At 70.0% G+C, this 12,032-nt stretch carries 12 protein-coding genes; 4 read left to right on the top strand and 8 right to left on the bottom strand.

The annotated features are described in order from the left end of the window. Positions 1-82: 82 nt before the first annotated feature. Positions 83-925: a TetR-type transcription factor C-terminal domain-containing protein gene (locus tag ABD951_RS00910; RefSeq protein WP_345341112.1), complete on the bottom strand. Its 843-nt coding sequence runs from the start codon at positions 923-925 to the stop codon at positions 83-85. 85 nt (positions 926-1,010) lie between these two features. On the opposite strand from ABD951_RS00910, the gene ABD951_RS00905 reads away from it, so the two are divergent. Next, complete coding sequence (locus ABD951_RS00905) at positions 1,011-2,666, top strand: class I adenylate-forming enzyme family protein (protein WP_345341110.1); 1,656 nt, start codon at positions 1,011-1,013, stop codon at positions 2,664-2,666. A gap of 5 nt (positions 2,667-2,671) precedes the next feature. On the opposite strand, the gene pth is transcribed toward ABD951_RS00905, so the two are convergent. From pth to ABD951_RS00890, 3 genes are all read right to left on the bottom strand, one after another. After that, positions 2,672-3,250 (bottom strand): aminoacyl-tRNA hydrolase, encoded by a 579-nt coding sequence (gene pth, locus ABD951_RS00900; RefSeq protein WP_345341108.1) that lies wholly within the window; start codon positions 3,248-3,250, stop codon positions 2,672-2,674. 114 nt (positions 3,251-3,364) lie between these two features. Further along, positions 3,365-3,997: a 50S ribosomal protein L25/general stress protein Ctc gene (locus ABD951_RS00895; protein WP_345341106.1), complete on the bottom strand. Its 633-nt coding sequence runs from the start codon at positions 3,995-3,997 to the stop codon at positions 3,365-3,367. 238 nt (positions 3,998-4,235) lie between these two features. Next, positions 4,236-5,513 carry a helix-turn-helix domain-containing protein gene (locus ABD951_RS00890; protein ID WP_345341104.1) on the bottom strand — a complete coding sequence of 426 codons (1,278 nt, stop codon included), beginning with the start codon at positions 5,511-5,513 and terminating at the stop codon, positions 4,236-4,238. A 156-nt stretch (positions 5,514-5,669) separates the two neighbouring features. Between ABD951_RS00890 and ABD951_RS00885 the strand changes: the two genes are divergently transcribed. Further along, positions 5,670-7,550, top strand: coding sequence for an NAD(P)-binding domain-containing protein (locus ABD951_RS00885; RefSeq protein WP_345341102.1), 1,881 nt, complete (start codon positions 5,670-5,672; stop codon positions 7,548-7,550). Positions 7,551-7,617: 67 nt separating this feature from the next. Here ABD951_RS00885 and ABD951_RS00880 read toward each other — a convergent pair whose 3' ends face one another. Then, positions 7,618-8,694 (bottom strand): CapA family protein, encoded by a 1,077-nt coding sequence (locus ABD951_RS00880; RefSeq protein WP_345341100.1) that lies wholly within the window; start codon positions 8,692-8,694, stop codon positions 7,618-7,620. A 78-nt stretch (positions 8,695-8,772) separates the two neighbouring features. On the opposite strand from ABD951_RS00880, the gene ABD951_RS00875 reads away from it, so the two are divergent. Both ABD951_RS00875 and ABD951_RS00870 read left to right on the top strand, forming a co-directional pair. Continuing rightward, positions 8,773-9,135, top strand: a complete 363-nt coding sequence (locus tag ABD951_RS00875) for a RidA family protein (RefSeq protein WP_345341098.1) — start codon at positions 8,773-8,775, stop codon at positions 9,133-9,135. Between the two features lie 70 nt (positions 9,136-9,205). Next, positions 9,206-9,727 carry a MarR family winged helix-turn-helix transcriptional regulator gene (locus ABD951_RS00870; RefSeq protein ID WP_345341096.1) on the top strand — a complete coding sequence of 174 codons (522 nt, stop codon included), beginning with the start codon at positions 9,206-9,208 and terminating at the stop codon, positions 9,725-9,727. Positions 9,728-9,791: 64 nt separating this feature from the next. On the opposite strand, the gene ABD951_RS00865 is transcribed toward ABD951_RS00870, so the two are convergent. The 3 genes from ABD951_RS00865 to ABD951_RS00855 are packed head-to-tail and all read right to left on the bottom strand — an operon-like array spanning position 9,792 to position 12,011. After that, entirely contained in the window at positions 9,792-10,829 is a 1,038-nt protein-coding gene (locus ABD951_RS00865) for a Rieske 2Fe-2S domain-containing protein (RefSeq protein WP_345341094.1), read from the bottom strand. Between the two features lie 4 nt (positions 10,830-10,833). Then, the gene (locus ABD951_RS00860; protein ID WP_345341092.1) at positions 10,834-11,049 is read right to left on the bottom strand and encodes a recombinase-like helix-turn-helix domain-containing protein; all 216 of its coding nucleotides are present in this window, start codon (positions 11,047-11,049) and stop codon (positions 10,834-10,836) included. 11 nt (positions 11,050-11,060) lie between these two features. Continuing rightward, on the bottom strand, positions 11,061-12,011 hold the full coding sequence (locus tag ABD951_RS00855; protein WP_345341090.1) for a PDR/VanB family oxidoreductase: 951 nt from the start codon (positions 12,009-12,011) through the stop codon (positions 11,061-11,063). Between the last annotated feature and the right edge of the window lie 21 nt (positions 12,012-12,032).

Below are 12,032 nucleotides of genomic sequence, written 5' to 3'. Positions count from 1 at the left end.
AGACCAGGGTCACACGAATCACGACGATGGTCAAGAGTCATCCGGAAAGCGAAAACTTTTCTCGGGCAGTACCTTTCCCGGTTCAGCGAGCCTGAACTTGCATCATCGCGAGCGCGTGGCCTGCGTAGTCGCGGGCGACCTCGGCCGGAGTCATCGGTCCGGTGGGGGAGAACCAGTACGGCAGGGACATGCACATCGTTGCCGCGGCCCTGGCCGTGCTGCGTGGGTCGGGGGTCGTGAAGGAGCCGTCGGCGGCGGCCGCGACCGCGGCCTCGTCGAGTCGCCTCTGCAGGCGTCGACGCGCCTCGGTGATGGTGTGTCGCTCGGGTTCCTCCAGGCTCCGCATCTCGGTTGCCGTGATGAATGCGAGGTCCCGGCGGACCGTGTGACACAGGGCGATCGCCTCGACCATGAGCGCGAATCTCTCGGCAGGCGACCGGCCCTCGGCGTCCGCGGCCGCGACGCGCCACTCCATGTCGTCCATGGTTCGCGTCATCAATGTGACGAGGAGTTGCTGTTTGCTGCGGTGATAGTGGTAGATGCCGGCGACGCTGCTCTCTGCGGCATGGGCCACCAGGCGCATCGTGGCGCCGTGATAGCCCAGGTCGGTGAAGACCTGGACCGCCGCCCGGAGCGCGGGGTCGAGGTCGAGTTCGGCGAAGGTGCGCCAGCCGGTGTCGGCCGGCCCCGCCGGGGGTTCGGCGGGCGCTCGGTCGGGGTGCGGGCTGACGAGGTGGGAGACCGGGACGTCGAGGTACCTGGCGATCTCGTGAAGCCGGTCGATGGTCAGCGCCACCTTTCCGTTCTCGATCGCGCTCATCGTCCCGACGCTCACGCCGATTCCGGCCGCCAGAGCCCGCAGGGTCGTTCCGGTCCGTGCTCGGGCCCGGCGTACCGCTGATCCGGTCGGGTTCTGTTCGGCCATACTGAACACGGTAGCGCCAACTGTCGCCCGTCGTAGACTGTGCGACGGTTCCGGCCGGACAGGAGTGTGGCGAAGTGAGGGTCGCGTGAGTGTGTACGACGACCGGCCGTGGCTCGCGCACTACGGAGGTCGACCGGCGCATCTGCGCGTCGAGTTCGGTACGGCGATGGACATGTTCGACGCCGCGGTCGCGGCCGCTCCGGACGAGCCCGCGGTGCACTACTTCGACGAGACGACCTCCTGGGCCGAACTGGATCGCGCATCGGACGCGCTCGCAGCCCTGCTCGTGGCGCGCGGGTTCCGGCCTGGGGATCGGTGTGCTTTGTACGTCCAGAACGATCCGGCCTTCGTGATCGGGTTGGTCGCCACCTGGAAGGTCGGCGGCATCCCGGCCGCCGTCAGCCCGATGAGCAAGGCCGACGAGCTCGCATGGTTCCTTCGCCGCTATCGGCCCGCAGCGCTGCTGGCGCTCGCCGACCTGTACGTCGAGGTGGTGCGTCCGGCTCTGGCGACGGATCCGGACATCGCCGTACCGGTCGTGGTGACGGCCTCCGCTCTGGACGGCCAGTCGCGAAACGACGCCCGGTTGTTCGCCGGGGTCGAGCGGCTCCGCCCACCCGACACGATCGACCTCGGAGCGCTGGTCGCCGGGTTCGACGGAACGGTGCCGCGGCGGCGACCGGTCGGACCCGGCGATGTCGCCGTGCTGCTCGCCACGTCGGGAACGACCGGCCTTCCGAAGGGCGCGCGGATCAGCCACGCGAACCTGACCTTCAACACCCAGACGTATCGCGACTGGACCGGCATACGACCGGGGGAGCCGATTCTGGCGCTGGCGCCGGTGTTCCATGTGACCGGCCTCGTCGGTGCCGTCACGCTTGCGATGCTGCTGCGATCGCCCGTCGTGCTGACCCATCGCATCCATCCGGGTGTGATGGCCGACGCGATCCGGGAGCATCGCCCCGCGTTCGCGGTCGCAGCCATCACCGCCTACATCGGGCTCGCCGACGAGTCGGACATCACGGCGGACGAGATGGCCCCGCTCCGGCTGCGCTATTCGGGTGGTGCGCCGGTCGAACCCGCCGTCGTGGACCGACTCGAGACCGCGCTCGGTGGCTACATCCACAACGTCTACGGTCAGACCGAGACGACCTCACCGACGCACATCGTGCCGCCCGAGCTGCGGTCACCGGTTGACGTGGAGACCGGGGTGCTGTCGGTCGGTGTACCGGTGTCGAGCACGGTGGTCCGGGTCGTGGACGACGACGGTCGGGACCTCCCGGTCGGTGAGATCGGCGAATTGGTCACCAGTGGCCCGCAGGTGATCGGTGCGTACTGGGACGATCCGGAGGCGACGGCGGCCGCGCTCACCGGCGGCGAATTGCGCACCGGTGACATCGGATTCATGGACGCCGACGGCTGGTTCTACGTCGTGGATCGAAGAACGGACGTCATCAACGCGGCCGGCTACAAGATCTGGCCGCACGAGGTCGAGTCGGTGCTCCTGCAGCATCCCGACGTCGCGGAGGTGGCGGTCGTCGGGATGGCGGACGACTACCGGGGGGAGTCTGCGAAGGCCTACGTCGTGCTGACACCCGGTGGCACGGCCACCGAGGCCGAGATCGTCGAGTACTGCCGTGAGCGGATGGCGGCGTACAAGTACCCACGCGAGGTGGAGTTGGTGGGCTCTCTGCCCCGGTCGGCAACAGGGAAGCTGTTGCGGCGCAAACTGAGTGGATGAGTCGGTCAGTGCAGCTGGTTCTGCGCGGCCTCGAGGCCGACGCGCAGGAGCAGTTCGACGGCGTCGGCGGCTTCCTCGCGGATCAGATCCAGCTCCTTGCGCTCGACGCTGGAGAACGGCTTGAGCACGTAGTCGGCGGGGTCCATGCGACCCGGGGGGCGGCCGATGCCGACCCGGGTGCGCAGGTAGTCCTTGGTGCCGAGCGACTGGGAGATGGACCGCAACCCGTTGTGGCCGCCTTCACCGCCGCCGAGCTTCAGGCGCAGGGTGCCGAAGTCGAGGTCCAGTTCGTCGTGGACGACGACGAGGTTCGCGGGGTCGACGGAGAAGAACCGGGCGAGCGCGGCGACGGGCCTGCCGGACACGTTCATGTACGTCCGGGGCTTCGCGAGTATCACCTGACGGCCCGCGATCCGGACGGTGACGGCGTCGGCGCCGGACTTCTTGTGCACGCTGAAGCGAGCGCGTTCGCGGTCGGCGAGGGTCTCGACAACCATGAATCCGACGTTGTGCCGGGTCTTCTCGTACTGGGGTCCGGGGTTGCCCAGCCCGACGACGAGGGCGGTGTCGGTCGAGTCGCTCAACGCGGTGCTCCTGTCCGTGCCGACGCGGTGCGTCGTGTCCTTACAGAATGCGACGACGCGTCGCCCGCTGCGGGCGACGCGTCGTCGTCACTGATGTGTGCCGAAAGGCGGAGGTCAGGCCTCGGCTTCGGCCTCGGCGGCCTCGGCGGGAGCCGCGGCGCCCTCCTCGCCGGAGCCCTCGGACTCGAGGGCCTCCGCGGTCGGGGCGGCGACGATGTTCACGAGCAGCAGCTCGGCGTCGTCCTGCAGCGAGGCACCGGCGGGCAGCTCGACGCCACCGGCCAGGATCTGGGTGCCGGCCTCGGCGCCCTCGATGGAGACCTCGACCTGCTCGGGGATGTGCAGGGCCTCGGCCTCGAGCTTGATGGTGGTGACGTCCTGGGTGACCAGGGTGCCGGAGGCGGCGTCGCCGGTGAGGACGACGGGGACCTCGACGGTGACCTTCTCGCCCTTCTTCACGACGAGCAGGTCGGCGTGCTCGATGTGGCGGCGGATCGGGTGGACGACGACCGACTTGGTCAGCGCGAGCTGCTCGGAGCCCTCGATGTTCAGGGTGATGACGGCGTTGGTGCCGTGGGCGCGCAGGATCGCGGCGAACGCGCGGGCGTTCACGTTCAGGTGCTGCGGGTCGGTGCCGTGGCCGTAGAGGACGGCGGGAACGTTGCCGTCGCGGCGGGCGCGGCGGGCGGCACCCTTGCCGAACTCGGTACGGAGGGTGGCGTCGAGGTTGTTGACGTCGGTCGACATGGGAAACGGCTCCTACGGCTCACATCAGAGATTGCTGGGGTCGGGCTACTCAGGTGTGGTCGTCGACGGGGGGCGACGGACGCGCACGGCCCCGGAGCACTGCTCGAAGGAATTCAGCCATGGCCGCGTCGATCACGGTGAGCCTGCGCAAGCGGGTTCACCCTCGCCGAGACAACGCCGTACAGCATACCGGACGTCGGGTACGGGTCGCCAATCGCCGTCGAGAGCGCAGGTGGGGTCAGCCGTCCGCGAGGGCACGGACCGCCGGGCTCGCGGACTGCCGGACGAAGTCGCAGTCGGCGAGCCGTCCGGCGGCGCCGAGCGCGAGCGACACGTGCACGGTGTCGGACAGCCGGTAGGGCCGGCCGTCGACCACCGCGCCGAGGGCCCGGCGCAGCCGGGAGATCTCGGCACGCACCGCGACCGCGTGGTCGGGATCGCCGTGGATCGCGGAACTGAGCTCGGTGACGGACATCCCGCGGCGCCCGCTCAGGTGCAGCAGCAGCAGGATCTCGGCGTGCCGCGCGCTCAGGGAGGTGCGCCACGTCGAGTCGGCGCCGCTGATCACCGCGACCGGGGCGCCGGACAGGTCCAGTTCCAGCGCGATCCGCGCGTCGGCGCCTGCGGGCCGGACCAGCCAGCCGTCGGTGATGCGCTCGGGCGTGCACACGCCGAGCCCCGGGATCGTCAGGGTGCGGTCCCCCCGTGGCGCCGCGATCCGTTTGGTGGCCGTGACACCGGACGTGTGGGCCACCCAGCCGTGTTCGTCGACGAGCAGGACCGGGCCGGTCACCGAGGCCAGCAGCGGTGCGGCCGACGAACGCAGGCGCTCGAGTCGGGACTCGTGGTGCCGCCACAGTTGCGCCTCGGCGAGCCGGACGGCGGTCTCGACGAGGGCGGCAACGGTCGGGTGCAGGGTCAGGGCGGGGCCGCTGACGTCGACGACGCCGAGCAGGTCCCCGGTGCGAGGGTCGTGGATCGGGGCGGCCGTGCAGTACCACGGATGTTGGGACTGCTCGAAGTGTTCACCCGAGAACAGTTGCACCGGAGCGGCTTCCGCGATCGCGGTGCCGATCGCATTGGTGCCGACGGTGGCCTCCGTCCACTCGGCGCCCTCCCGGAATCCGAGGGCGTCCGCGCGGCCGCGCACCTTCGACGACCCCGACCGCCACAGGATCGTCCCGTCGGCGTCGGTCACGACCATCAGCAGGTGCGACGCGTCGGCGACCGCGCGGATCACCTGTTCGAGCTCGAGGATCACCTCCGAGAGCGGCGAGTGACGCCTGCGCCGCTCGATCTCGTCGAACGGCAGCACCGGGCGGGCGTTGCAGCCGTCGGGGGCCAGCCCGGAGCGCAGCACCCGGTTCCACGAGCGCTGCACCACGGGGCGGGGTTGCAGCGCAGACCGTCCGCCGCCGATCACCGCGTCGTGCATGCGGACCAGGTCCCGGGCGTACCGGGACAGGTCGGTGCCGGGCGCGATCGCCCCGAATCCGGTTGCCCCGAAATTGCCCACGAACACCGTCTTTCGTCGCTGGTTCCGCGAGCATATGCCGGGCCGTGTCGTGTGTCACACACGTGGTGCACGCCGCTGCAACGCGCTGCAACGCTTGTTGCCGATCCCCGCCCGCGGTGTGCTCTACATCACACGGCAAACGGAAGGGATTGCGCCATGACACAGACACTCGACCCGGTCTCGAGCGGAGCGACGGGGGATGTGGCGGTCTCGAGCGGAGCGACGGGGGATGTTGCGGTCCGGGCGGGTGCGGGCACCCCGCAGCAGCGGGTCGACGCCTGGCTGGCCGCGTTCGAGACCGCGCTCGCGGCCCGGGACGTCGAGGCCGCGGCCGGCCTGTTCGCCACCGACAGTTTCTGGCGAGACCTGGTGGCCTTCACCTGGAACATCAAGACCGTCGAGGGGCGGGACGGCATCGCGGACATGCTGTGGTCCCGTCTCGGGGACACCGACCCGTCCGGTTTCCGCACCACCGAGGAGCCGACCGAGGCGGACGGGGTGGTCTCGGCGTGGATCTCGTTCGAAACGGCCGCAGGCCGGGGCGAGGGGCATCTGCGGCTCACCGAGGAGGGGGCCTGGACGCTGCTGACGACGTTGCAGGAACTCGCGGGTCACGAGGAGGGCAAGGGCATGCGGCGGCCGAGGGGCGCCGAGCACGGCGCCGATCCGGGCCGTGTCACCTGGTCGGAGCGGCGGGAGATCGAGGAACGCGAACTCGGCCACACCGTCCAGCCGTACGTGGTGATCGTCGGCGGCGGCCAGGGCGGTATCGCCCTGGGCGCCCGGATGCGGCAGCTCGGGGTGCCGACGCTGGTCCTCGACAAGCACGACCGCCCCGGCGACCAGTGGCGGAAGCGCTACAAGTCGCTGTGCCTGCACGACCCGGTCTGGTACGACCACCTGCCGTACCTGCCCTTCCCGGACAACTGGCCGGTGTTCGCGCCGAAGGACAAGATCGGCGACTGGCTGGAGATGTACACGAAGGTGATGGAGGTGCCGTACTGGTCGAAGACCACGTGCACGTCCGCGTCCTACGACGAGACGTCCGGCGAGTGGACCGTCGAGGTGGTGCGCGACGGCGAACCGATCACGTTGCGTCCCAGGCAGCTGGTGCTCGCGACCGGGATGTCCGGCAAGGCGAACATCCCCTCGTTCCCGGGGATGGAGAGGTTCCGCGGCGACCAGCACCACTCCAGCGCCCATCCGGGCCCGGACGCGTACGCGGGCAGGAAGGCCGTCGTGATCGGTGCGAACAACTCCGCCCACGACATCTGTGGCGCGCTGTGGGAGCACGGCGCCGACGTGACGATGGTGCAGCGGTCCTCGACGCACATCGTCAAGTCGGACTCGCTGATGGAGCTCGGCCTCGGCGACCTGTACTCCGAACGGGCCGTCGCCGCCGGAATGACGACGCACAAGGCGGATCTCACGTTCGCCTCGCTCCCGTACCGGATCATGCACGAGTTCCAGATCCCGGTCTACGACGCGATCCGCGAACGGGACAGGGACTTCTACGACCGGCTCGAGAAGGTCGGCTTCGACCTCGACTTCGGTGACGACGGGTCCGGGCTGTTCATGAAGTACCTGCGGCGCGGATCCGGCTACTACATCGACGTCGGCGCCGCCGAACTCGTCGCGAACGGTGACGTCGCGCTGGCCCACGGCAACGTCCGCGAACTCACCGAGACCAGCGTGATCCTCGAGGACGGCACCGAACTCGAGGCGGACGTCGTGGTGTACGCGACCGGCTACGGCTCGATGAACGGCTGGGCCGCGGACCTGATGGGTCAGGAGGTCGCCGACAAGGTCGGCAAGTGCTGGGGCCTCGGGTCGGACACGACCAAGGATCCCGGGCCGTGGGAGGGCGAGCAGCGCAACATGTGGAAGCCCACCCGGCAGGAGGGGCTGTGGTTCCACGGCGGCAACCTGCACCAGTCGCGGCACTACTCGCTGTACCTGGCGCTGCAGCTCAAGGCCCGCTACGAGGGCATCCCAACCCCGGTCTACGGGCTGCAGGAGGTGCACCACCTGAGCTGACATCCCTCGGCGCACGCCCCTTCCCGGCCGGGGAGGGGCGTGCGCCGTGTCGTGCACCGCCGCGCCGTCACGGGGTGATCCAGGCGCCGTGACGGCTCGACCCGCCCACGCCGAGCACCTGCCGCAACCACCGGGCCTCCTCCCTGGTGACGTGCTCGAGCCGCATCCGCCGGGCCCGGACCGGCACCATCCGCAGCTCCAGCAGCTCCCTGGTGTCCGCCGCGAACACCGGCAGGTACAGCAGCCGCAGGTCGTCCCGGAACTGCTCGTATCCGTGGATGCCCTCGTAGTCGTTGATCAGGTCGCCGCAGCCGTACAGCACCGGGCGTCCGTGATGGATCTCGACCGGGCGGGGATGGTGCGAGGAGTGGCCGTGCACGACGTCGACGCCACCGTCGACGAGTCGGTGCGCGAATCGCACCTGGTCGCCGGGCACCTCGTATCCCCAGTTCGACCCCCAGTGCACCGACACCACCACAAGGTCCGCGGGGCCGCGCACCGCGCCGATCCGGTCGAGCACCCGGGCGGCGGTCCCGTCCGACAGGTCCGGCAGCAGCGCGACGCCGGGACGCCGTGGACCGGCCCCGGACCGGCGGGAGATCCCACTCGACGGCGATCCCACCGACCACACCAGCACCCGGCCCGTGCCGATCGGGACCGACGCCGGCGCCCACGCGCGTCGGTCGTCGCGGCCGGCGCCGGTGGGCCGCAGGCCCGCGGACCCCAGCACGTCCACCGTCTCGATCAGCCCGCGCGTCCCGAAGTCGAGGACGTGATTGTTCGCCAACGCGCACACGTCGATCCGCGCGACCTCGAGAACGCCGACGTTCGCCGGGTGCATCCGATAGTGAATGCCCTTGCCCGGCGCGTAGTTCCGGGACGTTGTCACGGACGTCTCGAGGTTGACGATCCGGGCGTCAGGCTCGGCGCCGTCGAGAACGGACAGCGCCACGCCCCACGGATGGTCGAATCCGGCCGGGCGTGGGATCGGTCCGTTCTCCCGTTCCGCCAGTGCGACGTAGTCCCGCGCGTCCCACACCCGCCGTTCCCGCAGTCGCGGGCCACCCGGATGCGGCAGGATCTGATCGACACCCCGCCCGGTCATCACGTCCCCGGCGAGGAACAGTGTCACCGTGCTCGGCACAGATCAACGCTAGCGCTCCGGTCGCAAGACTCCGAACATGCCACTGACATATCAATAATTGAGCGCTAAGATATTTTCATGTCTCTCACCGATGTCACCTCCCACCACCCCTACAGCCCGGCCGTCACGACCGCCGGCCTCGTTTTCGTCTCGGGCGCACTGTCGATCGACCGCGAGGGTGCGGCCGTCCCGGGCCGCACCGAGGCCCTGGATGCGGCGATCGATCGAATGTGTGACCGCCTCGCCGTCGCGGGCGGCGAACTGCGCGACGTCGTCAAGCTCACCTACTACGTGACGGACCTGTCGCTGCGCGAGGAGGCGAACCGGCAGTTCGAGCGCCTGTTCGCGCAGCCGCGACCGGCGCGCACGTTCGTGGAGGTCAGTGCGCTGCCCTACGGCGCGACGGTGGAGATCGACGCCGTCGCCACCGCTCGCGCCTGACGCCGCCGCTCCGACGTATTCTGTCCCAGTGCTCAACAGTTGAGCACTGGGACAGAGGTGTGGAGAAGGCATGGCGCGCAAGCAGAGTCCCGAACCGGATGCGGTCGACGACATCCTCGCGCAGTGGGCGCGCGAGTGTCCGGACCTCGACGTCTCGCCGCTCGCGGTACTCGGGCGCCTGCACCGTACCTATCTTCGGTATCAGAGTGCGATCGGCCACGTCTTCGACCGGCACGACATCAACATGGCCTCGTTCGACGTGTTGTCGGCGCTGCGGCGCTCCGGCAAGCCCTATCGCATGACCTCGGGGCAGCTCGCGGAGTCGTCGCTGGTGACCACCGGTGGCATCACCCTGCGTATCGACCGGCTCGAGAAGGCCGGGCTGGTCCGGCGCGAGCGGGACGCCGACGACCGGCGCATCGTGTACGCCGAGCTCACCGACGCGGGCCTGGACCTGATCGACACCGTGGCCCGCGACCACTTCGCCAACGAGGTGCGGATGCTGGCGGGGTTGTCGGAGACCGAACGGGCCGAGCTCGCCGTCCTGCTGCGCAGGCTGGAGGAGTCGATCGTCCGCGGTGCCGACGGCTGACGGACCCCGCGACCGAACCGAAGGGGCGCCACCGGATCCGGTGGCGCCCCTTCGGTTCGTGGTGTCAGCTCGTCGACCCGGCCAGCTCCCGCGCCTGCGCGTCGGCTTGCGCGCGGTAGAGGCGGCGCAGCCGCATCACGCCCAGGTCGTGCTGGTAGAGGTTCTCCGCCTGATCCGCGTCGGCCGCCATGGACTCGAGCATGACGCGGTCCTGTTCGAGAACCTCCCAGTGCCGCTCCTCGAGGGTGGTGCGATAGAGGAACCGCCACACGTCCCGCTCCCAGCCCTGCACCCGGCGGTACCGCCAGAAGAAGACGGCGGTGTTCTCCGCGTCGATGGGGGTGCCCATGCCGACGATGCCGAAGGATCCGCCCGGGCCCGCGGTCGGCGGGTAGGGGATCTCCAGGTCCACCCAGTCGGCGCCGGTGCGGCAGAACTCGACCCAGTCGAAGTTCACGCCGCGCTGATCGGTCTTCTCGAAGAAGAAGCCGCGGTCCGTCTCGCGGATGCGGAACTTCGCGGACGTCTCGCCGCCGAACATCGAGTGTGACTCGTGGTGCAGGAACGCGCCGTGCATCGGATCGAGCAGGTTCTCCAGCGCGAACCGCCACGGGGCCGACCACTCCGCGTAGCAGAGGAACGCCGAGACATCCTCGTCGACAAGGGGATCCGGAAGATCCAGTGGTGCGGGCTCGGCGTCCGGATCGGTGCCGAACCAGGCGAGGACGGCGCCGGCGACCTCGCGGACCGGCAGGCTGGTCACCAGCTGCTTGCCCTCGAGGTTGCAGCCTGGCATGCCCGGCACCGACAGCACCGTGCCGTCGCCGCCGACCTGGACGCCGTGGTACTTGCAGGCCACCCGGTCGCCGAGATGCAGGCCCTGCGACAGCGGGGCGCCGCGGTGCGGGCAGCGGTCGGCGAGCATCCGCAGGGTGCCGTCGGACTGTCGGAACAGCAACCAGTCCTCGCCGAGCCGGCGCAGCCGCTTCATGCCGCCGGGCTCGACGAAGTGCGACGGGCACACGGCGTGCCACTGGTTGCGCATGCCGGTCGCGAAGATCTCGTCGCCGGTCAGGGGAGTGCGCTGCAGTCGGTTCACCATCGTCCTACGCTCCGATCCGTCGCATCTCGGCGGTGAAGGTGTCGGGCGTCCACGCCCGTCCGTCGGGGGCATACACGCCGGTCTCGTTGAGCCCCTTGACGACTCCGTCCAGGTGATGGACCCCGGTGCCGAACACCGACTCGATCGCGGAGGCGAGCTTGCGCTCGTACGGGGTCGGGTCGGCCGTGCGGGTCTGGTGGACCACGAGATACTGACTCATCGGGTTTCCTCCTAGATGTCCAGCACCAGCTCGGCGGAGCGGGCGCGGGAGACACAGATCATGATGGTTGCGCCGGACTCCCTTTCGGCTGTGGTGAGGAGGGAGTCGCGGTGGTCGGGGGTGCCGCACAGCACGCGGGTCTCGCAGGTCCCGCAGATGCCTTCGCGGCACGAGTTGGGGACGTCCACACCGGCCTCCTCGAGGGTCTCGAGGATCGTCCGGTCGGGGTCGACGGTTGCGGAGACGCCGGACTGCTCGCACACGACGGTGATCGGCTGATCGCCGTCGCCCTCGGCGGCGGGGCGCTCCTTGGCCTTGAACCGTTCGAGTCGGATCGCGCCGTCGGGCCAGGTGCCCGCGTACGACTCGACCGCGGTGAGCAAACCCTCGGGGCCGCAGGCGTACACGAGGGTGCCGGGACGGGCGGTGCCGAGGATCGATGGCAGGTCGAGGAGGCCGTCGGTGTCCTCGGTGACGACGTGGACGCGGCCCTCGTGGGGGGCCAGTTCGTCGAGGAACGCCATCGTCGCGCGGCTGCGGCCGCCGTAGTGCAGTTCCCAGTCGGCGCCCGCCCGCTGCGCCTCGACGATCATCGCGAGGATCGGGGTGATGCCGATGCCGCCGGCGACGAACACGTACCTCGGGGACGGAAGCAGCTCGAAGTTGTTGCGCGGCAGGCTCACCGGAACGGTGTCGCCGGGCCGCAGCGTGTCGTGCACCCGGCGCGATCCGCCCCGGCCGTCCGGCTCGCGCAGGATCGCGACCCGGTAGCCGGCCTTGTCGTCGGGGTCGCCGCACAGTGAGTACTGCCGGACGAGACCGCCGCCGAGGTGCAGGTCGAGGTGCGCGCCCGGGGTCCAGCGATCCAGGGCCTCGCCGCGTGGATGCTCGAGGCGCAGGGAGAGGACGCCGGAGGACTCGATTCGCATCTGGCGGACCAGCAGGTCGACGGTGTCTGTCATGGGACTTCCTCCGGAGTGAGT

The sequence above is a fragment of the Rhodococcus olei genome (genome assembly GCF_039540555.1).
GTDB lineage: Bacteria > Actinomycetota > Actinomycetes > Mycobacteriales > Mycobacteriaceae > Rhodococcus_G > Rhodococcus_G olei.
This window is presented reverse-complemented; position numbering and strand designations above follow the sequence as displayed.